The organism is Psychrobacter sp. UBA2514 (assembly GCF_002341255.1).
Taxonomy (GTDB): domain Bacteria; phylum Pseudomonadota; class Gammaproteobacteria; order Pseudomonadales; family Moraxellaceae; genus Psychrobacter; species Psychrobacter pacificensis.
On the sequence record NZ_DDNS01000006.1, the window covers coordinates 1 to 25,015 of the forward strand.

Genomic DNA, 25,015 nt, shown 5'->3' on the forward strand with positions numbered 1-25,015 from the left:
AACTAGTTATCTAGGACAGCCCCGTCAAAAATTACTGCGCTACTGCTGTGTCATCAGCGGCGGTGCCAGCATCCCCAGCATCTAAGTCACCATCCGCTTGCTCAGCAGTTAAATCAGCATCGGCAACTGCCGCTTGGCTTACTGTACCAGAAGCGGTCGCTGTACCTGCTTCTGCGGTCACAACTGCACTATCCGCCGCATCAGGTGCTGGCGTCACAGTGGCATCTGCGGGTGCATCGGGCGCCGCGGCTTCTGCGGTTGCAACATCCGTATCTGCTTCAATAGCCGTGTCTTCAGTCGCCACGACTTCTGCCTCATCAGCCGCTTCTGATGCTTCCGTTGGCGTCGCCGTGATGTGCTCGCCTGCTGGACGCAAAAACGCAGAAATACCAATAAGTAAGACAATGCCTAAAAACAAGGCAATGCCGCCTAAAGCATATAACAGCTCTTTTTTTGGATTGTTATTGACGATACCTTCTGACATACCTTATCCACCTTGCACAAAATATTTGAAATATTGACCTATTATATCGTAATTTATACCGTTTTGTGAAAACCCTTAAGTATTTAAAGGGATTATTATCGACAATTTTATATCAGCTTTTGGTATTATCGACACCTACTTACCTAACCGACGAGCATGGTCTTGCAACCTTTAATCAATATGCCTATGACTTACCCAAGCGCACTGACGTTTTTGAGCGTTTGCCCAAATAGCTCAATACCAATAACAGTGCCATGATAAATAAAATAGGATATTGACCAAATCGCATAAACGGCGTATTACCAACGCGCGCCTGTATATTACCGCGTAGTACGGTGCGCTCAAACTGCGGAGCACGCGCTACGATGCGACCTTTATGGTCGATGATAGCTGTCACCCCCGTGTTGGTCGCACGCATAAACCAGCGACCATTTTCGAGCGCGCGCATCTGTACCATCTGTAGATGCTGTAGCGGGCCTGCCGACGTACCGAACCACGCATCGTTTGAGATGGTCAATAAAAAGTCTGTACCAATCGCGTTTTTGCGTGTGGTATCTGGATACGCCACTTCATAGCAGATAGCCGCGCCCAAATTATGACCGCGCACTCGTAGCGGTGACTGATGATCACTACCGCGGCTATAGCTCATGATATCTTGGCTACCTGCCAGATTTGGCAGGATATCAAGCACCCCTTCAAATGGAATGTATTCACCAAAGGGTACCAGACGCTGTTTTTTATACAAGCCATCTGCCTGAGCCCCTAGCGCCACCACACTATTATAAAACGGCGCATATTTATCTTTACTGGCATCAAACGCGGCTTCGTCCTTATAAGGGATGCCCGTCACCCATGCCGTGTCCGTCTCTTTGGCCATTTTGACCATTTCATTGATAAAACCAACCGCTTCTGTCTGAAACATCGGAATCGATGACTCAGGCCACAGCACAATGTCACGCCCCCACTCATCGCGAGTCAAGGTTGCGTAGATTTTTAGGGTTTCTATTTGATACTCAGTAAGCCATTTTAGATCTTGCGGGATATTGCCTTGAATCAAAGACACTGATAGATCAGGCGTGCCTTTTGGTTTGGTCCACTGCGGATTGATCAACCATAGCGAGCAGCTAACAACCAGCAAAGCTATCGACGGAATCATATAGCCTGCGCGGCGACGTAGTAGCTCAACGACGCTGGCTCCCAATAATACCGCCACAAAAGAAACCGCGAAAACACCCGCAACAGGCGCCAAGGATGACAACCAATATTGCTCAGTAAATGCATAACCGACGAATAGCCAAGGGAAGCCGGTGAATAGCCACGTTTTCATCCACTCTTGGAGTACCCAAAGCGCAGCAAAAGATAATGGCTGTTTGCCAACCACTCGATTAAAAATCAGCGCCAAAAAGCCATGGAACAACCCCATGCCGAGACCCATCAGCGCAATCATAATCAGCGCAAGCCATACGGGCGTCGAACCATAGACATGGATAGATGTGTACAGCCAAAACGCACCCACACACCAAAGCCCCGTACCGTATGCCTGACCAATTAGAAAGGCGCGGCGACCTGTCATATCCGGCATCAACAACGCATATAAAATGGCAGGTGATACTAATGCAACTGGCCAAATACCATAAGGTGCCAGTGCAAGTATAAAAGCGCCTCCTGCCAGCAAAGCTATTATTACCGTCAGTCCCAGATGTAAGCCTTTTGGCTGTTCAGGGTTCAGGCGTTTTTGTAAATCAACAGTAGACAGACGCATAGCAGTTATCCAAAACCATATTTTCAAAATTTTACAGCTCAGCACTGAGACAAAACCCAAGCAAAAACTGACTGCATAATGCTTTATGCAGGACCATAAATAAAATCCACCCATGATACCAGTCAAAACCCATCAGTGGGTAAATTTGCGTCGCGAAAGTCTCATACCAAAATGCAAAAGGCAGAAAGCAAAAAACACGATGGTTCATCGTGTTTTTCAATTTACTCATAAATTTGATTGAGTACTAAGTTCATACTCCGTTGCTGCGTCATGTCATGATAAGAAGGTTAATGGCTGCCTATCAATATCTGCTGGTCCCCATTGGTTTTGGTCAGCTCTAGATTTTGGATAAAGCGCCCTTCCACATCAGTGATGGTGATTTGCCAATCATCTATCACCACGCTCTCACCCTCTAAATCACCAACGAAACCGAGCGCTTGCATGACCAGACCGCCCATCGTGTCGACATCGGTATCATCAAAACGACTGCCAAGCTCCTCATTACAGTCTTCAATCACCGTGGATGCTTGGACACGCCATGTGTTTGGCTTTTCAGGATCAGGGACGATATTATTAATATCGCTGTCTTCATCAAAGTCATCATGCTCATCAACGATGTCACCAACGATTTCCTCTAACAAGTCTTCCATGGTAACGACACCACCAAAGTTGCCAAACTCATCAACGACGATCGCCATATGCACTTGCGTGCGCTGCAATGAGCGCAGCAGAGTATCTGAACGAGCTGTTTCACTGATATATAATGGCTGGCGCACCAAGTCTTTTAGACGTTTGCTATCGATTTTGTCTTCTTGATTGCGTACCATGTGCACCAGAATAGGAATCAAATCTTTTGCCAATAGGATGCCAATAACGGCATCATCATCTTGACTATCAAAAACAGGATAGCGCGAGTGCGTCGTATCAAGAATGATGTCCATCACTTCAGGGAGACTGGTGCTTTCGTGCAGACCAATCACTTGTGGCCTTGGTGTCATGATTTCGCGCACTTGTGTCGCCGGCAGATCGAGCACGCCTTCTAACATATCGACCGTATCGGGCTCTAAAAACTGGCGCGAGTCTTGTACCAGACGAATCAATTCATCACGGGTTTCGGGGGCGGTCGATAGCCAGCGTTTTAAGCCGCGCATCGACCAACTACTCGGGCTGGGAGTGTCGTCAGACATGGTGGTGTGATTTAACCTCTTTAGTTAATGGCAATTAGAATAACCGTTCATAAAATAAGTAGAGCCTAGATGGGGACAAAAGCGCCAAATAAAACAGCGAGCTTATCATTATCTGTGTAGCAAACAACAGACATACCAGCACAATTTAGCTTCACTTTATCGCAAGCCTCACCGACATTCAACGACAAATTCACTCAAATTGTATTGTCAGTGTGTTATAAACTTTGCTATGGTCAAAGCCATTATTTATCAAAACAAACCTTATGTCGCTACGCTCCGTTTTTTACCGCTTATTATCGTCGCGTTCACGCAGCCAGCTTGCAGATAGCCATTCTGTCAGTCGCGATTTGGACAACAGATCAGCAGATAACAAACCACCAAGACCGACATGGCGACATCGTCTTGTTATTTTTTTGATTGCTATCACAATATTGCTATCAGCAATATGGTTGCTATTAGCGATTTGGTATCAGTACGGGATAAGCTCTGTACTCACTTGGCTTGCAACACTCATCATCGTGGGTATATTAGCTGCGCTGCTAAGTATGCGTTATTGGCATACAGTCACAAAGATACTGCTCAGTGTCTCATTGTCTAATAAAAAATCAATTCATAAAAACACAGCGACTAGATACCTCATTGGCTTATATGGAGCAACTTGGCTCATAGGTCTAGGCTGGTTTTTTTCTATCGAACCCCAGAAAAATCGCGACTGGATGGCTGAGGTCGAGCAGCAAGTGGCTTATGAGCGCGATGCAACCAACCCTGATTTGATTACCTTAACCAATGTCCGTAATTTTGATTGGCGCACAGACAAGGACGCCACAGAGCATTGGGAGACGCGCACGATTGATTTATCTAAACTCTCTGGCGTTGATGTAACCAACTCTTATTGGATGGGGCCACTGATTGCTCATACTTTGGTCAGTTTTCGCTTTGAAGACGATAGACCACTTGCCTTCTCATTTGAGATTCGTAAAGAGCAAGGCGAGGCATTTTCGGCACTGGCTGGTTTTTTTAGACGGTATGAGCTGAGTCTGATTGCCGCCGAAGAGCGCGATATTATCTATACGCGTAGCAACGCGCGCGGTGAGCAAGTCTATCTGTTTCCTATCAGCAATTTGCAGCAACATGAGGTGAGATCGTTGTTTGAATCTTACCTAACGGCAATGGATGAGCTGAATACCAAGCCTGCTTGGTACAACACGTTGACGAGTAACTGTACTAATATTATCTTTTATATGGCGCGTATCGTTAGTGGTGATCGCCTGCCGTGGGATTATCGAATTTGGGTCTCTGGTTGGCTACCAAACTATCTATATGATGTTGGCATGCTGGATGCTGTGCCTGAAAAACAAAACCAGCCTTGGTCGATGGATACGTGGTATGAGCGCACCCATATCAATCCAAAATCTATGGGCTTCAATAACCTACACTCTATTGCCAATAGCCGTCAGTTCTCTCGGCAAATTCGTCAAGATATTCCGACACCACCATTGGCTGACTCTCAAGCTAGCGCTGAAGCAAAAGCCAAATCGACTGCACAGGCATCTCATTAGCGCGATAATCTACCCTATAGCAGTTATGGATTCACCCAATTAACCACGCGCGTTTCCATTTCTTCATCAGACATACCAATCTCCGACACACAGCGGCCAGCGACACCCACATTGGCCGCACGCATCTCGTGCTGGGTGACTACCGCATCCTCAGTCAATAACAGATGCCAGCTTGGTAACCCCTGCCCTTTATACAAACGCTTATAGGCGCAATGCGATGGCAGCCACATCATGTTGGGCAAGTTGTCCATGGTCAGCTGAATACAATCTGGTACATGCTCTTGGCGTGTCGCATAATGTTGGCAATAGCCTGTCGCGCAGTCCATCAGCTGACACGTCACATCGGTATACTCGACCAGCTCTTCGTCATCATCATTATCGATGTATTTGATCAAGCAGCAGCTGCCGCAGCCATCACACAACGCTTCCCATTCGCTATGGTTTAGCTCGTTTAAGGCAAACCGCGACCAAAACTGCGGACGCAGTGGCTCAGATCTAGAGTCAGTGTTAGGAAACAAACTTACCGACTGCGTAAGCTTACCAGCTGGATTGACGCCTGAATGCAAATCTGATTGTTCATCATTTTTGTTTAAGAAATTTATAGTCATAGGGTCGCAGTAGCATTTTGATAAAGAGCGTTACACTATTATAGCTGTTTTTGCTAGATATGGGCGTTAAGGTAGTACGAGTTAGAAAACGAACCATCACAATGACAAATAATCAACACGACGAATAATCAAAACTCATAATATAAAAAAGGACAATCCTATGTCAGTTAAGACTTTCGAGTTAATCAGTACTACCGAAAATGGCGTTGAACTTATCAGCTATGTGGCACTACCAGAAAACGCTTCTGATGATAATCCAGCAGCAGGTATCTTGGTCGCACCAGAATGGTGGGGCGTGGTCGATCATCCAAAATCAGTAGTAGAGCGTTTGGCAGAAGCTGGTTATGCAGCGGTCGCAATGGACGTCTATGGCGAAGGAAAACTCACTACCGATGCGGCTCAGGCCAACATGTGGATGGAGCAAGTGCTTGCTGATCAAGACATGCTGATGGCACGCTGCCGCTTGATTTTGAACGACTTTAGCGATCAGTTATCAGTTGACGGTGACAAGCTCGCGGCAATCGGTTACTGCTTCGGCGGTAAAGTCGTCCTAGACATGGCTCGCGAAGGCATGCCACTAAAAGCGGTCGCTACCTTCCATGGTAACCCAACGCCAAAACAACCAGCAGACAAAAACTTCACTGCAAAAGTACTGGTCGCGCATGGCCGTGATGACTCAATGGTATCAATGGATGCCATCGAAGGCCTAAAATCAGAGCTAGACGCAGCTGACGTAGATTACACTATCGATGTCTATGACAATGCTAAGCATGGCTTTACCAATCCACATGCCGATGAGCGTGCTGAAAAAAATGAAGTGGACCTTGGCTATAACGAAGCCGCTGCTAAGCAAAGTTGGGAAAATATGCTTGAGTTTATGAAAGCCAATTTGGCATAGATTGGCATAAAAAACTTCTGATATAAAACTCATAAAGAAGGGCAGCTTAACTATTAAGCTGCCCTTTTATTTTGGGTTTTGTTTTACCAATGACCTTTTGGGTAAGTAATCAGAGCGGTCTTGTACTTCTTAGCAAATCGCGTCATTATCACATTACTATCAGCTGGATTGAGCAACAAAATGTTATACCTATGGATGACCCAGTTAGGTTGGCTGGCTTTTACAGTTTTATTGATTGTAGTAGTCGCTTTATACACCAAAATAAAGCGAGAAATCACGTATTTGCGCCGCGATGTAACAAAACTACAGGCTGAACTTGAGCAGCAAGCAAAACGTAGCGTAACATCCTCTGCCACGCAGTTGGTTGATGACGGTGCCCATACACGCAAGAATTTTTCTAAAGACACTGATGCCGTTACTGAAACGGATACGATTGCTGGCACTAGGGATAACGCTACCAAAGACCTCATCGTTGACTCAAACCGTCGAATTCCTATATCGTCGCCACCGCCACTACCTACTACTGACTCGACACCAACCAATGATATAAAATCAGACGCTTCTGATCAGAAATCCGTAGCCCCTCTTGACCCAATAGCAGCAAAAAACAACGACAAAAATACCCCCATTGAACCAGATGAGCGCTCACTCCCTATCGTCACCTCGCTCATGCACTCAATCAAAAACTGGTTTTTTGGTGGCAATCTCGTCGTACGAGTTGGCGTATTGGTACTGCTGGTGGGTGTGGTACTGCTGCTGCGCTTGCTTAGCGAATATATCGAGATCTCAATTACCACAAAGCTTGTCACCATCGGTGCTGCAGGTTTGGCATTGGCAGCACTGGGATTCAAACTCACCGCAAAACGCTTTTCGTATGGTATTACGCTACAGGGCGCAGGCTTAGCGATTACATATTTGAGCACCTTTTTTGCTTATAGTGTCTATGAAATCATGCCAAGTGTACCGAGCTTTATTGGGCTTGGAATATTATCTGCCATCACTATCGCCCTCGCCGTACGTCAAAACGCTTTTCCGCTCGCGTTGTTAGCGTTATCTGGTGGTTTTTTTGCGCCGATTTTGACCAGTGAGAGTACGGGAAGTTTGACGGCGCTTTTTGGTTATTATCTGCTTCTCAATATCACCATCGCTGTCATCGCCCACTATCGCCCATGGAAAGTCCTAAATCTGCTTGGGGTAACTGTCACGTTTGGACTGGCCTACTATTGGGGCTTGACCGAAGACTTGCCCGCCATTATTAAGACGCAGCGCTGGTCGCTGGTAATGATCACTGCGCTGCATGTGCTGCTGTACTTGTTTGTGGTCATTCGCTATGCGCAGCATGTTATTGACTACAACACTGCCAGTACTACTAATGATCAAGCGCCCGACAGGCTATCTTTAGCCAACTCATCATCGCAAGCAATTTTCCCCATAGATACCAGCTTACTATTTTCAGCACCCGTACTGGCCTTTGGGGTGCTGGCCGCCTTGCTTGATGGCGTGTCGCATGGATTGACGATTACTGCTGGTATTTTGGCATTGCTGTACTTAGGCACAGGATATGTCTTTGTCAAACAAAGCCCGCGTTATCTACTGGTGACCGAGAGTATGCTGGCGTTGGGTGCTGGGTTTTTGGCGATTATGGTGGCGTTGGCGTTGGACGCTAATTGGATGACCTGTGGCTGGTCGATACAAGCCTTAGCGTTGGTCTGGCTGGGCGAGCGCTCAAAGCGGACTTGGTCCGTCTATTTTGGGCTGGGTCTGCATGTGCTGAGTGTGGCTTGGTTATGGTTGCTCGATATTCCGTCTCGGTTATCTGCAGGTGACACCTCCCTTATGTTAGTGTGGCTACTGGTGGCATGGTTGCCGCTGGTCAGTGCGTATTTACTACGGCATTTTTCACTGTTTGATGCAATCAGCAAATGGAATCAAACCAAAATTGCCCATTGGCAACGTCGCTGGTTGATATATGCTTTTTCACTACTGGCTACCTGTTGGAGTATTTGGGCGACGTATATCGCCTTTGAGTTGTGGTTAGCAGTGTCAGTAACGACGCTGTTTATATTGACCGTCATCATACACAGTCTTGGCTTTTGGCTTATCGATAGCAAAACGCCGTGGGCACAGGCACGCCGTATCAACCGTGCGATATTGCTCGCTCTGTATACGTTTATGGTCACTCTCACACCCATTATCATTATATTTTCCCATCGGTGGGATAACATTGAATGGCGATACTTTATTATCAGCGCGCTTATGGTATTAGGCGTTGCACTACTATGGCTCAAACGCTGGTATCAAGCAGGCGAACAGCGGTATGTGGATCCAACCAGTCTACTGATCACCGCGTTGTCTGTGCTGTTTTATACCTTAGCGCTACGGTCAAATGCTGAGCATATCGCGCCGCCGATGCTACTGGTCGCGCTACTATATGTCATCCCTCTCTATCTAACTTACAAGCAAATCAGTACGTACGCATCTGAGCGCAAACAGACGCTGATCGCGCGCGCTCCTGCTTGGCTCAACCTGCCACATGCGCTGATAGGCACTGGCAAAGCATTGCTGCCTATTGCTTTGTTTTGGGTCGTTTTCAGTAATTATTATAGCGACGGCGCGGTCTGGCAGCTGCCATATTTGCCAGTGCTGAGCATCATTGATGTCAGTATGGGGTTGGTAATAGCTGCTTCCTTGCTATTATTACGACTGCTTCAACAAGTGCGTGCGCCCAATACGGTCTTTACCGAGCGTTATCGCCATACGCTGATCATATTGGCTTTGATTGCCTTTTGGTGGCTCTCAAGTATTTTGGTACGCAGCCTACATGCCTTTATCGGTACACCGCTTTGGGACGGCGCTCAGGGCGGCGCTTGGAGTAGCGAACAAGTACAGACAGGACTGACCATCTTGTGGACGCTCTTGGCTTTGGTCGCGACTATTGTCGCCAGCCGCTACTGGCAGCGCGCGCTGTGGTTTATGGGTATTGGGTTGTTAGGCATCGTTGTGATTAAACTGGTCTTAGTTGACTTATCACAGACCGAGGCAATTTGGCGCGTGATCTCGTTCATTGGTGCCGGCAGTTTAATACTATTGATTGGGTATCTTGCGCCGTTGCCGCCAGCCAACGAAGAGATAGGAGATCCCCCTCAATCGTAACGGCGCATCTGGTCAGGTAAGTAGGTCAGGTGAAATTGTCCCATGGATACATCGGGTTTGTAGTAAACTGGATCCCATGACAACAGACAATGCCAACATAGCGCCATGTCTTTTGCGCGACATTTATGAATAACAAGGTTATAAAAGCAGATGGATAAGAGAGCAAGTATTCAGTGGTTCCCTGGGCATATGAACAAAGCCCGCAACGAAATCAAAGAAATCATGCCGCAGATGGATGTGGTCATCGAGGTCATCGATGCACGTATCCCCTATAGCAGCGAAAACCCAATGGTCGCAGCCCTACGCGGCGAAAAACCTGTGATTAAAATCCTGAATAAAGCTGACCTTGCCGATCCTGAATTGACCCAAATCTGGATGGATCATCTTGAGCAGCAAAGCCAAGTCAAAGCCATTGCGTGCGATACTGAAAAAGCCAATGACGTAAAACGCATCATTGCCATCTGCAAACACCTCGTACCCAATAAAGTCGGGACTGGTCGTCAAATCAAAGCGATGATTATGGGTATTCCAAATGTGGGCAAATCAACGCTGATCAATACGCTAGCAGGTCGCGCCGTGGCAAAGACAGGTGACGAGCCAGCGGTAACCAAGTCGCAGCAGCTGATTAAGCTCGACGATGACATCATGCTCTATGACACGCCCGGTATGCTATGGCCGAAAGTTGAAAATGAAAACTCTGGCTATCGTCTAGCAGCGACAGGCGGTATCCGTGATACTGCTTTTGATTTTGCTGATGTCGCAAGCTATACCGCTGAGTACTTGATGCACGCCTATCCTGAGTCGCTAAAAACCCGCTATAAAATTGACGAGTTACCCAAGACCGATTGGGAGTTCTTTGAAGTGGCAGGACGCAATCGCGGCTGTGTACGCGCAGGCAATCAAGTCGATACCTACCGTATGTCTGAGATTCTCATTAACGAGCTACGTAGCGCAAAGATCGGGCGTATCACGCTTGAGACCCCAGCTATGATTGAGGCAGAAGAAATCGTCGTCGCCGAACAACGCATCGCTGCTGAAGAAAAGAAAAAAGCCCGCGAGGAAGAAAAACGCTTACGTCGTCTAAAAACGCGGAAGAATCGGAAGTAGATTTAATAAACGTAAGACCAATCATGTAGAAGTGAAAATTTTCCCGTCAGGCAAAGAAACTAACCCTAGCAAATAATAAAACACCAACCCATGTTTCTTTGCCAATGGTGCAATTACTCTAGCAGCTTCTTGCATGTTATTATCTGGCAGCGGCAGAGAGACAGCAAATGTATTCTGTAGCTGTACATGAGCGACCGTTGCCCCGAATGCTAATGAAAGCTCAAATGATAAATCACCTTCCTGAGCCAGTTGTTGTAGCTCAGTGGCAAACTCGAATATGTTTTCGCTATGAGCGCTGACTTCTATCTCTATAAGCTGCGGTAGTAATACACCTGCACTATCGTAAGAGATAGGCAGATACTCATCGCCATCACCCAAACTTGCATCCCAAACATAAAACAAAGCGTATTCAGTCATAATCAGCTACTCCAATGGCTCTACGGTAGATAAAATCTCTAAAAGTCTATCCCAGCGCTCATTCATTCTATTCTTAACATAGTCGTTTGGTGAGTTATCAATAAGTTCACGATACTGTATGATCAAATCATCATAGTCCTCTCGACCTGCAAGTTTGGCTAGAATAAGTTGTTTATCCACTCTTTCACCATGGCTGTGCCCTCTTGCAATCTTATCATGCAGTAACAAAAAAAGCTGATTGTAGCTGTCTATTTTATCTACTTCATCCAGTTTACTGGCAAACTCAGTATTAATAAATTCAGTAATCTGTTTTTGCTTATCTGCAAAGTTTTTATCGCATACATTAATGTAATCTAGCTTTAAATAAGGAGATTGCCGAGTAAGCTCAGTTGGCAGCGTTACTTTATCGTAAATCTCTTCAAACGCTGGTGATACAAAATACGCATGAATTTTTAATCTAAAATAGCCGTTCTTACCTTCCGCTCCTCCGGTTAGACGCACATGACCATAAGGCATGGCCTTGGTACAACCATCGACTTCAAGAGAGTCATTAACGTTAGCGCTTGTTACTTGACTACACTGATAACCATAACGTTCTAAACAATCATGCATGAATGGGTGCAGTATTTTTTCAAAGTCCTCTCTATCTCTAGGAACCTGTGCCTCTGGCTTATAAATATCAGCAGACTGTTTTGCCAGCGCCCGCTTTTCTTTTAGCAGTGCCATACCTCTTGCGATGTTAGGCGGATAGATCGTACCATCTGGATAGGCAACCATACCCCGAGTGTCATAAAACACTAGCCCTAACTCTTCACATAGAGGGGTGATAACATCTAACGCTTCACCGTGCAGTGCTTCAGGTGTGGGTATGGCTACGCAAGCGGTTTTAGAATGAGTTTTCATCTCTAAATTTGTATTTACGTAGGCTTCATAAAAGACTTCTGAATAATCCGAGGTTCTGGCTTCGTCCACGAGACGATCTGCTAGCTCAATGATATTTGAGCTGATAGTATCCACTAGCTGCTGGCGCAAAGCTTCAAAGTCGTGCGTTGCTTGTTCCCATGAGCTGTCTTTACTTGGTGTACAAGTAATTTGATGGATATCCCAAACGAAAAAGGTTTGTGCTGACAAGATACTATCTCCTAAACTATTAATGAAAACATTGGTTTTACTTATTATTAAACTGAAAGTGAAGAACACGTAATAACTAACTAATGCTTTTCCTTAAAAACAACAAACCATTGCATAGCGAGTCAGCCCACCCCATAAATTAGTTAACCTTTTATGGTCTAATATTTTTTATTAATTGACAAGGATTATTCTTGCCTACTTTATTCTCTCAACCTGAGTCATCTCTAAACTCCTTTGCCCCGCGCCTACTCGATTGGTTTGCCGAAAATGGTCGCCATGATTTACCGTGGCAACAGCATCAAACCGATACGCCCAATCCTTATATCGTTTGGTTATCCGAAGTGATGCTTCAGCAAACGCAGGTAATCACCGTACTGCCCTACTTTGCGCGCTTTACGGCATCGTTTCCGACCGTGCAAGACTTAGCCGCTGCCGACTGGGATGTGGTCGCTGAGCATTGGGCGGGGCTTGGCTACTATGCGCGCGCCCGTAATTTACATAAAGGCGCAAAGCAGCTGGTTGCAGTGATTGATGAAACGGGCGAGTTCCCGCAGACGCTCGCAGGCTGGGAGGCGATTTCGGGCGTTGGGCCATCGACCGCTGGGGCGATTATGGCGATGGGATTGCATCATTATGGCGTCATCTGTGATGGCAATGTCAAACGGGTATTGACGCGCTGGGCGGCTATTGAGGGCGATATCACCAAGTCTGCCACCACCAAGACGCTATGGGCGTTAGCAGAGCGTTTAACACCTGCGGATCACTCAGGACTGTTCGCACAAGCCATGATGGATATGGGCGCAACGTTATGTACGCGTAGCAAACCTGCTTGTCTATTATGCCCGCTACAAGAAGATTGCTTGGCACATGCTGAGGGGCGCGAGACTGATTATCCTGTCAAAGCGAAAAAACAGCCCAAACCGAGTAAGTTTAGCGATGCATTGCTGATAGAAAATGAAAACGGTGAAATATTGTGGCTACAACGCCCTGATAACGGCATTTGGGGCGGATTATGGAGCTTGCCATTACAGTTCGTAGAAAAAATTGATGGTAAAGCAAATAGCAAGATAACTGGCAAAACTACTGCTAATAAATCAGTCACGAGCGACGATAAGTCATCAAGATTGACAAGTGGCGTGCGCAGTAATGAAAAAGTCTATGAGACAGAGTTCACCACGGCTGAGCAAATTATCAACGAATGGCTAATAAAGAATGAACTGGTAACCGAATCAGTTAGCAATACCTTATTATATGACGCCCCTATCAAGCACTCATTGACGCATTTTCATTGGTATTTAACACCGCGCAAACTCACTGTCGATGCTGCGCAAACGATAGAACTCAACGAGAAACTAACAGCAGCTGAGATTGATTTTAAATGGCTCACCGCACAAACAGCACAAGACAGTCTAGGATTGCCTCGTGCGATGATTAAAATCTTAGAATAAAAATTAGTGTAAAAAACTGACATAAAAAAAGCGACTCATTATTGATAATGAGTCGCTTTTTTATAATGAAAGCTAATAACAACGCTAAGGCTAGGGTTAAGACTTTGGTACACGCAAGCGCATCAGGCCTTCTTGTTGCACGGTGGCGACCAGTTTGCCATCTTGCCAAAACTGCCCATGGTTCAGCCCTTTTGCATTGGACGTGGTATCACTCCACATGTCATAGAGTAGCCAGTCATTCAAATCAAATTCACGGTGAAAATGCATAGAGTGGTCAATACTAGCCGCTTGCAGCCCGCTGGTCATAAAGCTCACGCCATGTGACATCAGCCCTGTGCCCACCAAGTAAAAATCAGACGAAAACGCCAAAAGCGCTTGCTGAATCGCCACCGGCTGGTTGCCCAGCTCGCGAATACGCAGCCAGTTGGCTTGCTTAGGTTTCATTGGTTCTGGATTGATCGGATTGCGCGGTTTGACAGGCTTTATCTCGACATGACGGCGGCGCATAAACCGTGCTTTGAGCGCATCTGGTACTTTGCCCACGTACTCTTCTTTTAAATCTTGCTCGGTCAATAAATCTTCTGGCGGCGGATAGACAGGCATATCTTCTTGATACGCAAGGCCATCCTCCATGGGAGAAAACGACGCAATCATCGAAAATATCACTTGCTCAATCGGTGGCTTACCGCGTACTTCTTTGTACTGAATAGCCGTCACTTCACGCGCAGATAAACTGCGACCATCACGTAGACGGCGCACTTGATAGATCACTGGTTGATTGATATCACCACCACGCAAAAAATACCCATGCAACGAGTGACAAGGCTTGTCTTGATCTAATGTATGCGCTGCTGCCATGATCGCTTGGGCCAGTACTTGCCCGCCAAATATACGACTGCCCACATAATCATGGCTCTTACCCTCAAAGACATCGGGGGTAACCTCAATAAGCGCGATTGTAGCCAGCAGCTCATCAATCAGTTGTGAATTATCGGACATGACAATATGTTTCCTTATTTTTATCAAACACGCTCAGCATCCAAAAGTAAGCATCTAACAATCTCGATGCCATATAGCTGCAGCGCTTGAATTTAAAATAATATGAGATCGCTTGCGGAAATACACAAGAGAGACTTTAGAACAAACACATAGCCATCGCTCATCAGACCATGACTATCTGTTCATTTTCGATAGAAAAGGTAAATATCTTACCCAATATTGTTGGCTTTGACTAGTTACTGTCAGCTTACTCATAAGTATTGCTTAACTATTTGTACGAAACAAGTCGCACTTAATTCATTGATTCAAACAATCTAATTCATAAAAAAACGAGATGTCTAACAACATCTCGTTTTTGACAATCATCTAAAAGTTTATGGCTTCACTGCTACCAGTACGCGAATAGAGTCCGGCACTAGCGATAAGTTACCAAGCGCTTGCTCTCCTTGGGCTTTGAGCTGCTCTAGGCGCTCAATCTCTTCGGGGCGTACATTTGGATTGATGGTTTGCAAATGCTTGAGACGTTTGATTTCACGCGACCACTGCTGACTAAAGCGCGCACTTGCTTGTTCACCAATCTCCGCGATTTGCTCACGTGCGATGTCTTCAGCCTCGTAATACCGCTGCTCGATCACATCGCCGCGCACTTTGATCACTTGACGAGCACGGTTTTTATCCAAGCGTTCGACATGCGGCATGATCATATCAGCACTGATTCGAGCGGACAAGTCACTGCCCTGCTCACTGATAAAGACACGGATATTCTGCGTGGTCAAGGTCGCTGGCAGATTGAGCACTTTTGGTGCGATGGCTTCGACACGGAAGTTTACTTCTAGCAGTACCATCCCCTGCGGCACAGCGGCGCTTTTTAGCATAGCCACTGTGGTATTACCAAAGGTGCTGGTACTGGCCAGCTCATAGATAGCGCGCATCAATGGATGCTCGTGCGTGATAAAATCGATATCTTCACGCTGAAGCGCTTGCTCACGCTCAAAAGTCAACGTCATACCATCTTCATCACCAAGCGGCAAGCCATCGATATAGTCGCTGATCTCAGTGCTATCAATCGGTGCGATGACCCACGAGCCATCACGCTGGATATTATGGTCGATATTGGCAGAGGCAAAGAAGCGCTCAATGAAATGCGGCAACAAATTATTGCCATCAAAGTCACGCATGGCATCCGCAATACGTCCAGCAACACGCGGACGACACGAGTTGTACTCTAGCAGACGATCACGGCCCGCTTGTAGCTGCGCCTCTAGGCCCAAACGCGTCTGTAGCGCCTCATCAATGATGTCTTGTAAGATAGCATTGTTATCCGCAGTATCCGCGCCTTCAAGTACAGGCTTGAGCTCTTGGATATACTGCTCTTGCACGCTTTGTGCCGTTGGTGATATTTGGTTAAACATATTCAGCGCATCGTTATACCAATGATACAGACGCTCTTGCGCCGTGCCCTGTACGTAAGGCACATGCAGCATGATCTGCTGTGTCTGACCGATACGATCTAGACGTCCAATACGCTGCTCCAAAGTATCTGGATTGGCTGGTAAATCCCAGAGTATCAGCTGGCTTGCAAACTGGAAGTTACGACCTTCAGAGCCAATCTCTGAGCACAATAATATTTGTGCGCCTTCACTATCCGCGAAAAATGCTGCTGCTTGGTCACGCTCAAGCAGGGTCATCTGCTCAGTAAATATAGCGGTTTTGATGCCGGCATGCAGACGCAATACAGCCTCTAAGCTCTCTACTGTCGCGCCACTGCGAGCGATTAATAGCACTTTTTGTTGCTTAAGCTCACCGCGTAAGATATCAACCAACCAAGAGACGCGTGGGTCATCTTCTAGCCAGCCCCCATCTGGTTGATTCTCTTCGCCCCATAGCTGCTCACGCAATTTGCCATTGGTTTGATAGCTGTCTTTCCACGCGTCAGGGAGCGGCAGTGGATGCGGCTGACTGCTACGACCATAGAACCCTTTGACACTCTCGCGCGTGTTGCGGAACAAAATACGACCAGTACCGTGACGATCTAATAGCTCGTTGAGCGCATAGGTACGCAGTTTGTCGTCTTCATTAATCGTAGACAGCTCATCCATCCTGATGTCTAATAAATTGCTCAATGCGGTGATTTGACCGTTATTGAGCGGTTTGTCTTCTATTAATACACCAGCGACTGCTGCCGTCTCCGCAAACGCTTCTTGACCATCAATGAACTCATCTAGATCATCGAAGCGATCTGGATCAAGCAGACGCAAACGGGCAAAATGACTTTGCGCGCCAAGCTGCTCTGGCGTTGCCGTCAATAACATCACGCCTGGCGTCTCTTCTGCAAAGTCTGCCACCAGATCATATTTATCATTGCCGCCTTGCGCCTCATCCCAATGCAGATGATGCGCTTCGTCCACGACCAATAGATCAAATCCTGCCTCCATCGCTTGATCATACAAATCAGGATGGTCAATCAACAAGTCCATACCGGCGATGATGCACTGCTCAGTGGCAAAGACATTTTGCTCAGGATCATGTTCTTTGATCGCAGCAGTGCGCACCAAATCAAACAATGCAAAATTCAGATTAAAACGACGACGCAGCTCAATCATCCATTGATATTGCAAGCTGTCTGGCACCAAAATTAAAACACGCTCAGCTTTACCCGTTAGTAGCTGCTGATGGATAATCATGCCCGCTTCGATGGTTTTACCAAGGCCCACTTCATCAGCGAGCAGGACACGCGGCGCGATACGCTTACCGACTTCGTGTGCGATATAGAGCTGATGCTCGATGATATCAACACGCGCACCCATCAACCCTTTGAGTGGATGGCCTGCCAACGCTGATTGCATACGTAAGATATCTTGGCGCAGCTCGTACCAATCGCCGCGCTCGATACGACCAGCGAGCAAGCGCTCAAGTGGCTTGGCTAGCGTGATATTGGCAGCAAGGCGCGTCTCCATTATTCCTTTAGAAGCAGGGCCGCCCTCGTGTTCATCGACGCCATATTTGAGCACACCCATGACTTCATCGACAGCATTGACTGTATAGCTTTTGCCATCTTGGTCATAGATCGTATCGCCAACCTTAAACACCACACGCGATAGTGGCGCAGAGTTTTTTGCGTAGACGCGCGTCTCTTCACTTTGTGGAAATAAAATATGCACACATCGATCATCGACGTCGATCACCACACCTAAGCCAAGCTCAGACTCCGTATCAGATAAATAACGTTGGCCAACGGCGAATTCAGTACTGTGCAATGAAGCAATAGAGATAGTCATAAGGCGATGTCTTTTGTACTCAGATAATTAAAAATTAGATAGCAATGGTGGCTTGCGATAGCAGTCAGGTTAAAAATGAGGCAAATCATCAATAGATGCAAACGCAGTGTCATAATCTTAGTGAAACCAATAGCCAAGCCTTACCATTATATAACGTTAGCGGCTAGATGAGTGCGTTAAGTTCAATTTTCAAGAGGCGGCTTATGATACCCATGACTTTATAAGGTCTTTGGGCCCAATCATGCTCAGTAAATCCGCTCATGATATAAATTACTTTGTTTTTAAACGCTTATCACCACTTAGCCAATATTTAATGGATTCGTTTTTGACTAAAAACTCCAACGTGCTACATTAAGCCCATAACGATTCATTTGACAACTATTTCTATCTATAGGACAACAATAAATAAGGAATCATGATGCAAGCCGTTTTTTTGGATAAAGGCACTTTTTCTGATGGTATTGACTTACCTGCACCAGCAGGCATAAGCGATTACGTCACTTATAACGATACGCCAAAAGACACGGACCTCATTATTGAGCGCTGTAAAGATGCCGATATCATCATCACCAATAAAGTGCAAATTGGCGCAGAGGTGATCGCTGGCCTACCCAAGCTAAAATTGATTCAACTGACCGCCACTGGCATGAATAACGTCGATCATGAGGCTTGCGATAAACATGGCGTAGCACTTTATAATGTGGCGGGATATGCGGTAAAAAGCGTGCCTGAGCATACCTTTATGCTCATGCTGACTGCGATGCGTGCCGGTATTCATTACCATCAAAAAGTCGCTGATGGCACATGGCTAGCAAACGGGAATTTTTGTCTGCTGGATATTCCGCTGATAGATTTGGAAGACAAGACGCTAGGCATCATTGGTATTGGCACCATTGGCAAGCGCGTAACCGAAATCGCGCGTGCATTTGGTATGACAGTTCTATGGGCGGAGCATCAAGGACGCACGCCGCGCAACGACGATTATACGGCATTTGATGAGGTATTAGCTCGTGCAGATGTCCTCAGTTTGCATTGTCCATTGACTGAACAAACCGAACACCTCATTAATAAAGATACCTTGGCAAAAATGAGCAAACAACCGCTCATCGTCAATGTCGCTCGTGGCGGCGTCGTTGATAGCCAAGCATTGACTGATGCGATTAACAATGAGCAAATCATCGGTTATGCCAGTGATGTATTTGCACAAGAGCCCATCGCGAACGATGACCCATTACTCAGTCTCAGCGACCATCCACGCGTCATATTTAGCCCGCACAATGCTTGGGGCAGCAAAAGCGCCCAAGAGACCTTGTGGCAGATATTAAGCAAACAAGTTGCTGACTTTATCGATAATCAGCATCAATAGCGACTATCGATCAATTAAAACCTAACGACTGAACCGCAACCAGTCGTCTTTTATTTTGCGGTATTTGAGCATCACACGGTCGCTAAGATAGTTGTTGGTCACGTACCACGGGTAGCGATCGCCTTGCTTCGGCAGTCTGTCTTGGGCACGCCTGACATATCCAGACGATAGCGAGCCCATCACCGTATCTGCTTGGGCGTAGGCGGTAGCATTCGCCGCCTGTGCCTGTGGCAGCGCGACTTGGTAGCGGTTTTTGTGCATATAACTCAACAGCCGCACCACATATCGACACGCCAGATCAATCTTTAGCGTCCATGAGGCATTGGTATAGCCAAATAAGGCCGCCATGTTAGGCACGCCTTCGATCATGACTGCCTTATACGTCATGCGCGTACCGATATCAATGGCCTGCCCGTCGATATATACCGCTGCTCCGCCTAGCATTTGCAGCTTCAATCCGGTTGCTGTGACGATGATATTAGCCTCAAGATGCTCGCCTGATTGCAGCATAATACCGGTTTCAGTGAAGTGGTCGATCTGATCGGTGACCACTGCTGCACGTTTACCGTGCAAAGACTTAAATAAGTCACTGTCTGGCACAGCGCATACGCGTTGATCCCACGGATTGTAATCGGGCATAAAGTGCTCGACATCAATGCCGCTACCTTTTAACTCTTTTGTCACGCCGCTTTTTAGCACAGCTTTCATCAGCTTGGGCGCGTGAGTGGCTAATTTATACAGCCCTTGCTGCCGCAACACGTTGCGCGCTCGCAGTACCGTATAAGCCTGCTCTTTTGATAAAGGTGAAAACTTGCCTGATAGCCAGTCGATAGCATGATCATCGCCCGGTACGCTTGCCACATAAGTGGGTGTCCGCTGTAGCATCGTGACATGACGCGCACACTGCTCGCTGCTTTCATCTACCAGTGCCGGCAATAGCGTCATTGCAGTGGCACCGCTGCCAATAATGACCACTTTTTTGTCATTATAATCTAAATTACCCCAATGCTGCGGATGGACAATACGACCGCGGAAATCTTCTTCTCCCGCAAAATAAGGACGATAGCCTTGCTTATAGTCGTAGTAGCCCGTAGCACCGACCACGAACTTTGCCGTCTTAACGAACACTTCTCCGCTGGTATGGTTTTTTATGGTTGCTGTCCATAACTTATCCATACTCGACCATGATATTTGCTGAACTTCATGCTCGTAACGAATATGCTCCGTAATACCAAACTCGCGCGCCGTATCAGCGATATAACGCTTGATATCGCCACCTGCTGCCAGCATTCTATAATCTAGCCACGGTCTAAAATTATAGCCAAAGGTTAAGGCATCAGAATCAGAGCGGATACCAGGATAGGTAAATAAATCCCACGTGCCGCCCAAATCAGCCCTCTTTTCTAATATGACAAAGCGCTGCGAGCCTCTTTTGTTGTTAACTGATCTGTTCCGCCTTTGTTTTTTTGCACCTTTATGACCAAATAGATTTTTATGCGCTAGTTGCTGTAAGCGGCAGGCCATACCGATACCCGCAATGCCCGCACCAATAATCAGCACTTCATAATCGGCAGGCTTACCCCTTTGCGACTGTCTACGTGCGAGGCGACTTTTAATCGCCTGTTTGGTAGTAGCGATATCAAGCATATTCTCATCCTTGTGTTTACATGATCAGCGATAGCCTTAGTGCTTCTATTAATCGCGCGCTTCGACTTCATATTCAGGCAGCTAATGCATCAAAATGGGCATGGACTTTCCCAGTCCATCCAAGCACCCAATACTGGATGCTTTAAGCGCAATTGCTGCGCATGTAGATTTAGCCTTGGCGCAATCTTGAGTGCCGCGCCCTCGGCATAAATCGGGTCGCCAATCATCACATGACCTGCATGCACCATGTGCACGCGTAGTTGATGGCTGCGACCTGTCACTGGTTTTAGCATCACTCGGGTAACTGGTTGACCATCACACATTTCGTGCGCTATGACTTCATACAGTGTTAAAGCATGCTTTAACCAGTCATGATCAACGATATGACGCGGCTTGGTCGTCGGCTCATAGCGTACTGGCACCGATATCTCACCCGCTGCGCCCACCTGCTCCCATTGCCCAAAAACTCGTGCTTGGTATTTTTTCTGCGGTAAGCGTTCAATAAACTGTTTACTGATATTGGTTTGGGCGGCGGCATTTTTTGCGAAAATAATCAGACCTGACGTGTCCATATCCAGTCGATGAATCAGTTTTACCGCTGGATTGGCACGCTCAAGCCGAGCAAGCAGGCTTACCTTGAGAGTCTTGCCATCGACACTTAACAGCCCTGCCGGTTTATCCACTACCCAAATATCATCATCTTCGTACACCGTAATCTTTTGCGCAAATTGTTTGAAAAACTCAAGTGGATAGGCATTTTCTTGCGCGTTGAGAGCGTCGACTTCTTCATCAGTAAAAGGCATAAACTTAACTACTTATATAAATTGAACGTAATATGGGGCTTTGGCGGCTGTTATTTTGACACAGTAGCGCCCTATTTATTGAGAGTAAAAGTGGGATGATTCAATGTAAAAACAGACGCCTAAAAGTGCTCAAAAAGTATGTTTTAGCAAAGCAATGATCACACGTAACAGAGAAAACCCAACCTGTGTCATTCTGTTTTGATTTATTGTGCTAATCGTAATTGTTGAACAATTTAACCAGCCTGAATCTGTCAAGACTGAGCAAACATGTTAATATAATGGCACATTTTCACCACTTCTAAACGATTCTTTGACCACTGACCCACTTATTATTAGATCAATATGACAGCTGGTGTGTGGTGACAGAATAAATAAAACAAGAGAGATAAAATTATGTCAGACCTTATTGTTAATACTACCGACACAAACTTTGACCAAGACGTTCTAGAATCAGATCTTCCTGTATTGGTAGATTTTTGGGCAACTTGGTGTGGTCCTTGTAAAGCGATTGCGCCTATTTTAGAAGATTTAGCGACTGAGTACCAAGGTAAAGTTAAGATCGTTAAAGTTGACGTGGATAACAACCCACAAGCAGCGAGCCGTTTTGGTATCCGCAACATCCCAACTTTATTTGTCTTCAAAGACGGCGAAAAAGTAGATTCAGTGATGGGTCTACAGCCAAAAGCTGAATTGGCCAAAGTATTGGACAAGCATTTATAAGTTGAATGTTATCATTTCAAAGTTTTTTGAATCAATGAGCTAAAGCGATAAAGAAAGCCATTATCTGATAACGATAATGGCTTTTTGCTTGTTTTTTGTGCAAAAAACTTGATTATACGAATTTTTTGGCAAAATTTATTGACAACGCTATTGTGAAGACCGTATAGTCTGCTGACAAGAGAAAACCATCTGTTTTCCTAGTATCTTGTCGCTATTCTCCTCGTGTTTATCAACAAAAACACAATCGTCATTATAAACACCATTGCTAAACGAAATGACTAAACGCAATGACTGATATTGAGTTTTTGACGCAGACTCTTATGTAGCCTTTTTTATTCCTAATTCTTATGACCTTGCATCCAGCGATAGCAATGCGTCTATAAGCAGACATGCAATACCAACACTACATAAGCCATTGCGCTGTACAAATACCTTCTATCATCATATTACTGTCGTTTTACTCACTGTCGTGACTTGTGCTGCTAATGGCATCTCTCATCTGATCAATTGCTAATGACCTATCTATGAATCTAACTGAATTAAAGAAAAAATCAATCTCTGAGCTGTTGGCTATTGCCAAGGAAATGGGTCTTGATAACATGGCGCGTAGCCGTAAACAAGACATTATCTTTGCTATCTTAAAAACCCATGCCCGCAACGGTGAAGCCATCTATGGTGACGGTGTGCTTGAGGTTCTTCCTGATGGTTTTGGCTTTTTACGCTCATCAGAAGGCTCTTATCTAGCAGGTCCTGATGACATCTATGTCAGCCCTAGTCAAATTCGCCGCTTCAGCTTAAAAACGGGCGACAGTATCGCTGGTACGATTCGCCCACCAAAAGATTCTGAGCGTTATTTTGCGTTACTAAAAGTTGGTGAAATCAACTTTGATACGCCAGATCGCTCACGTCATAAGCTGATTTTTGAGAACCTAACACCGCTATTCCCTACTGAGCAGCTAAAGCTTGAGCTTGGTAATGGTACTACCGAAGATCTGACAGGGCGTATCATTGATTTGATTGCACCAATTGGTAAAGGTCAGCGCTCTATTATTGTCGCACCGCCAAAAGCGGGTAAAACGATGTTATTGCAATCTATTGCTCAGTCCATCACTCGCAATAATCCTGAATGCTACTTAATCGTCCTGTTGATTGATGAGCGTCCAGAGGAAGTCACCGAGATGGAGCGTACCGTGCGCGGTGAAGTCGTTGCCTCTACCTTTGATGAGCCACCTCAGCGTCACGTACAAGTGGCTGAGATGGTCATCGAAAAAGCCAAACGTCTGGTCGAGCATAAGCAAGATGTGGTGATTTTATTAGACTCGATCACTCGTCTGGCACGTGCCTATAACACGGTCATACCATCATCAGGCAAAGTATTGACCGGTGGTTTGGATGCCAATGCGCTTGAGCGTCCAAAGCGTTTCTTTGGCGCTGCGCGTAATGTCGAAGAAGGTGGCAGTTTGACGATTATTGCCAGTGCGTTAATTGATACTGGTAGTAAGATGGACAGCGTGATCTTTGAGGAATTCAAAGGAACGGGCAACCAAGAAATCACCCTTGAGCGCGACTTGGCCGAAAAACGTGTCTTCCCTGCAATCAATATCAAAAAATCAGGCACACGCCGCGAAGAGCGCTTGTTGGACGAAGATAAACTACGTAAAGTCTGGATTTTACGTAAACTGCTGCAGCCGATGGATGGCGTCCAAGCTACTGAATTCTTGTTGGAGCGTCTCAAAGAAGCGAAAACCAATGACGAGTTCTTTGAGCAAATGAAACGCAAATCACAGAACTAATTTACGCATATTTTTCCAAGGCATGCCATTGTTTGCTTGATATAAAGACTGCCGTTCGGTGGTCTTTTTTATTTCCGATTGCCAAAATACTCGCCTACCTATTTTTGCGTTAAGTACCTCATATAAGCAAGTACCCGTTTTATGATACAGTCTGGAAACATCAATTACATGTCGTTTGCAAAGTTTAGCGTTTTTACTACGACTAACTATCTACTAACCCACTATTATGGTAGACAGTAGGAATACATTTGAAAATATCATGGACATTGTTTTTTTAAAGGTATTATATTTCAAACTTGACGAATAAATAGGTGATAATATGCAATTTGCTAAGACGATCGCAATGACAGCAATTACGAGCTCAGCACTCATCATGACTGGTTGTAATTCATATGGTGGTATGAGCAATACCGCTAAAGGCGCAACAGCAGGTGCCGCAGCTGGCGCACTTATCAGAAGTAAAGGCGACAGCAAAGACATCGCTCGTGGTGCATTGGCTGGTGCAGCTATCGGTGGCGCTGGTGGTTACATTCTTGATAACAACTAAAAACTTCTACACTGATATTTCTTAATAATGCGTTGAGTCATATTAGATAGAAGATAATAAAAAAGCCTGCAATTGATTGCAGGCTTTTTTATGTCAAATTTTTGCGTG

Annotated in this window: 19 protein-coding genes; 9 read left to right on the forward strand and 10 right to left on the reverse strand. The window is 45.9% G+C overall.

The features are described from left to right. Positions 1-31: 31 nt before the first annotated feature. From B3V51_RS01485 to B3V51_RS01495, 3 genes are all read right to left on the reverse strand, one after another. Positions 32-484 carry a hypothetical protein gene (locus tag B3V51_RS01485; protein ID WP_186474936.1) on the reverse strand — a complete coding sequence of 151 codons (453 nt, stop codon included), beginning with the start codon at positions 482-484 and terminating at the stop codon, positions 32-34. A gap of 184 nt (positions 485-668) precedes the next feature. After that, positions 669-2,246 carry an apolipoprotein N-acyltransferase gene (lnt, locus tag B3V51_RS01490; RefSeq protein WP_186474937.1) on the reverse strand — a complete coding sequence of 526 codons (1,578 nt, stop codon included), beginning with the start codon at positions 2,244-2,246 and terminating at the stop codon, positions 669-671. Between the two features lie 287 nt (positions 2,247-2,533). After that, the gene (locus tag B3V51_RS01495) at positions 2,534-3,433 is read right to left on the reverse strand and encodes a CBS domain-containing protein (RefSeq protein WP_186474938.1); all 900 of its coding nucleotides are present in this window, start codon (positions 3,431-3,433) and stop codon (positions 2,534-2,536) included. Positions 3,434-3,696: 263 nt separating this feature from the next. On the opposite strand from B3V51_RS01495, the gene B3V51_RS01500 reads away from it, so the two are divergent. Then, positions 3,697-4,992 (forward strand): DUF4105 domain-containing protein, encoded by a 1,296-nt coding sequence (locus B3V51_RS01500; RefSeq protein ID WP_186474939.1) that lies wholly within the window; start codon positions 3,697-3,699, stop codon positions 4,990-4,992. A 23-nt stretch (positions 4,993-5,015) separates the two neighbouring features. Here the strand turns inward: B3V51_RS01500 and B3V51_RS01505 are convergent, their stop codons facing one another. Further along, entirely contained in the window at positions 5,016-5,600 is a 585-nt protein-coding gene (locus B3V51_RS01505; RefSeq protein WP_186474940.1) for a YcgN family cysteine cluster protein, read from the reverse strand. A 160-nt stretch (positions 5,601-5,760) separates the two neighbouring features. On the opposite strand from B3V51_RS01505, the gene B3V51_RS01510 reads away from it, so the two are divergent. The 3 genes from B3V51_RS01510 to ylqF all read left to right on the forward strand — a co-directional run bounded on the left by B3V51_RS01510 (position 5,761) and on the right by ylqF (position 10,758). Then, complete coding sequence (locus B3V51_RS01510) at positions 5,761-6,498, forward strand: dienelactone hydrolase family protein (protein ID WP_071002843.1); 738 nt, start codon at positions 5,761-5,763, stop codon at positions 6,496-6,498. Between the two features lie 195 nt (positions 6,499-6,693). Beyond that, complete coding sequence (locus tag B3V51_RS01515) at positions 6,694-9,651, forward strand: DUF2339 domain-containing protein (protein ID WP_186474941.1); 2,958 nt, start codon at positions 6,694-6,696, stop codon at positions 9,649-9,651. Between the two features lie 150 nt (positions 9,652-9,801). Beyond that, the gene (ylqF, locus tag B3V51_RS01520; RefSeq protein WP_071002841.1) at positions 9,802-10,758 is read left to right on the forward strand and encodes a ribosome biogenesis GTPase YlqF; all 957 of its coding nucleotides are present in this window, start codon (positions 9,802-9,804) and stop codon (positions 10,756-10,758) included. 21 nt (positions 10,759-10,779) lie between these two features. Here ylqF and B3V51_RS01525 read toward each other — a convergent pair whose 3' ends face one another. Further along, positions 10,780-11,175, reverse strand: a complete 396-nt coding sequence (locus B3V51_RS01525; protein WP_186474942.1) for a hypothetical protein — start codon at positions 11,173-11,175, stop codon at positions 10,780-10,782. Positions 11,176-11,181: 6 nt separating this feature from the next. Continuing rightward, a complete protein-coding gene (locus tag B3V51_RS01530; protein WP_071002839.1) occupies positions 11,182-12,306 on the reverse strand; it encodes a hypothetical protein in 1,125 nt (374 codons plus the stop codon). Between the two features lie 191 nt (positions 12,307-12,497). On the opposite strand from B3V51_RS01530, the gene mutY reads away from it, so the two are divergent. After that, a complete protein-coding gene (gene mutY / locus B3V51_RS01535; RefSeq protein WP_286707847.1) occupies positions 12,498-13,754 on the forward strand; it encodes an A/G-specific adenine glycosylase in 1,257 nt (418 codons plus the stop codon). A 96-nt stretch (positions 13,755-13,850) separates the two neighbouring features. Here the strand turns inward: mutY and B3V51_RS01540 are convergent, their stop codons facing one another. Beyond that, on the reverse strand, positions 13,851-14,753 hold the full coding sequence (locus B3V51_RS01540) for an acyl-CoA thioesterase (protein WP_058023548.1): 903 nt from the start codon (positions 14,751-14,753) through the stop codon (positions 13,851-13,853). Positions 14,754-15,127: 374 nt separating this feature from the next. Further along, entirely contained in the window at positions 15,128-18,031 is a 2,904-nt protein-coding gene (gene rapA, locus B3V51_RS01545) for an RNA polymerase-associated protein RapA (protein WP_286707848.1), read from the reverse strand. Positions 18,032-18,449: 418 nt separating this feature from the next. On the opposite strand from rapA, the gene B3V51_RS01550 reads away from it, so the two are divergent. Further along, complete coding sequence (locus tag B3V51_RS01550; protein ID WP_186475408.1) at positions 18,450-19,397, forward strand: D-2-hydroxyacid dehydrogenase; 948 nt, start codon at positions 18,450-18,452, stop codon at positions 19,395-19,397. 21 nt (positions 19,398-19,418) lie between these two features. Here B3V51_RS01550 and B3V51_RS01555 read toward each other — a convergent pair whose 3' ends face one another. Further along, positions 19,419-21,044 (reverse strand): flavin-containing monooxygenase, encoded by a 1,626-nt coding sequence (locus tag B3V51_RS01555; RefSeq protein ID WP_286707849.1) that lies wholly within the window; start codon positions 21,042-21,044, stop codon positions 19,419-19,421. A gap of 89 nt (positions 21,045-21,133) precedes the next feature. Further along, positions 21,134-21,847 carry an RluA family pseudouridine synthase gene (locus B3V51_RS01560; protein WP_286707850.1) on the reverse strand — a complete coding sequence of 238 codons (714 nt, stop codon included), beginning with the start codon at positions 21,845-21,847 and terminating at the stop codon, positions 21,134-21,136. 393 nt (positions 21,848-22,240) lie between these two features. Here B3V51_RS01560 and trxA point away from each other — a divergent pair, with 393 nt between their 5' ends. The 3 genes from trxA to B3V51_RS01575 all read left to right on the forward strand — a co-directional run bounded on the left by trxA (position 22,241) and on the right by B3V51_RS01575 (position 24,907). Continuing rightward, on the forward strand, positions 22,241-22,567 hold the full coding sequence (trxA, locus tag B3V51_RS01565) for a thioredoxin (protein ID WP_058023544.1): 327 nt from the start codon (positions 22,241-22,243) through the stop codon (positions 22,565-22,567). A 524-nt stretch (positions 22,568-23,091) separates the two neighbouring features. Next, positions 23,092-24,360, forward strand: coding sequence for a transcription termination factor Rho (gene rho, locus B3V51_RS01570; protein WP_093071228.1), 1,269 nt, complete (start codon positions 23,092-23,094; stop codon positions 24,358-24,360). Between the two features lie 319 nt (positions 24,361-24,679). After that, positions 24,680-24,907 (forward strand): glycine zipper 2TM domain-containing protein, encoded by a 228-nt coding sequence (locus B3V51_RS01575; protein WP_093071229.1) that lies wholly within the window; start codon positions 24,680-24,682, stop codon positions 24,905-24,907. The last annotated feature ends 108 nt before the right edge of the window (positions 24,908-25,015 follow it).

What these genes read in the sequence shown, in the direction of transcription:
- B3V51_RS01510 (WP_071002843.1), top strand. Translation starts at nt 5,761, where the DNA reads ATGTCAGTTAAGACTTTCGAGTTAATCAGTACTACCGAAAATGGCGTT.
- rho (WP_093071228.1), top strand. Translation starts at nt 23,092, where the DNA reads ATGAATCTAACTGAATTAAAGAAAAAATCAATCTCTGAGCTGTTGGCT.
- B3V51_RS01485 (WP_186474936.1), bottom strand. Translation starts at nt 484, where the DNA reads ATGTCAGAAGGTATCGTCAATAACAATCCAAAAAAAGAGCTGTTATAT.
- ylqF (WP_071002841.1), top strand. Translation starts at nt 9,802, where the DNA reads ATGGATAAGAGAGCAAGTATTCAGTGGTTCCCTGGGCATATGAACAAA.
- B3V51_RS01555 (WP_286707849.1), bottom strand. Translation starts at nt 21,044, where the DNA reads ATGCTTGATATCGCTACTACCAAACAGGCGATTAAAAGTCGCCTCGCA.
- B3V51_RS01525 (WP_186474942.1), bottom strand. Translation starts at nt 11,175, where the DNA reads ATGACTGAATACGCTTTGTTTTATGTTTGGGATGCAAGTTTGGGTGAT.
- B3V51_RS01505 (WP_186474940.1), bottom strand. Translation starts at nt 5,600, where the DNA reads ATGACTATAAATTTCTTAAACAAAAATGATGAACAATCAGATTTGCAT.
- lnt (WP_186474937.1), bottom strand. Translation starts at nt 2,246, where the DNA reads ATGCGTCTGTCTACTGTTGATTTACAAAAACGCCTGAACCCTGAACAG.
- trxA (WP_058023544.1), top strand. Translation starts at nt 22,241, where the DNA reads ATGTCAGACCTTATTGTTAATACTACCGACACAAACTTTGACCAAGAC.
- B3V51_RS01550 (WP_186475408.1), top strand. Translation starts at nt 18,450, where the DNA reads ATGCAAGCCGTTTTTTTGGATAAAGGCACTTTTTCTGATGGTATTGAC.
- B3V51_RS01515 (WP_186474941.1), top strand. Translation starts at nt 6,694, where the DNA reads ATGACCCAGTTAGGTTGGCTGGCTTTTACAGTTTTATTGATTGTAGTA.
- rapA (WP_286707848.1), bottom strand. Translation starts at nt 18,031, where the DNA reads ATGACTATCTCTATTGCTTCATTGCACAGTACTGAATTCGCCGTTGGC.
- B3V51_RS01495 (WP_186474938.1), bottom strand. Translation starts at nt 3,433, where the DNA reads ATGTCTGACGACACTCCCAGCCCGAGTAGTTGGTCGATGCGCGGCTTA.
- B3V51_RS01500 (WP_186474939.1), top strand. Translation starts at nt 3,697, where the DNA reads ATGTCGCTACGCTCCGTTTTTTACCGCTTATTATCGTCGCGTTCACGC.
- B3V51_RS01560 (WP_286707850.1), bottom strand. Translation starts at nt 21,847, where the DNA reads ATGCCTTTTACTGATGAAGAAGTCGACGCTCTCAACGCGCAAGAAAAT.
- B3V51_RS01575 (WP_093071229.1), top strand. Translation starts at nt 24,680, where the DNA reads ATGCAATTTGCTAAGACGATCGCAATGACAGCAATTACGAGCTCAGCA.
- B3V51_RS01540 (WP_058023548.1), bottom strand. Translation starts at nt 14,753, where the DNA reads ATGTCCGATAATTCACAACTGATTGATGAGCTGCTGGCTACAATCGCG.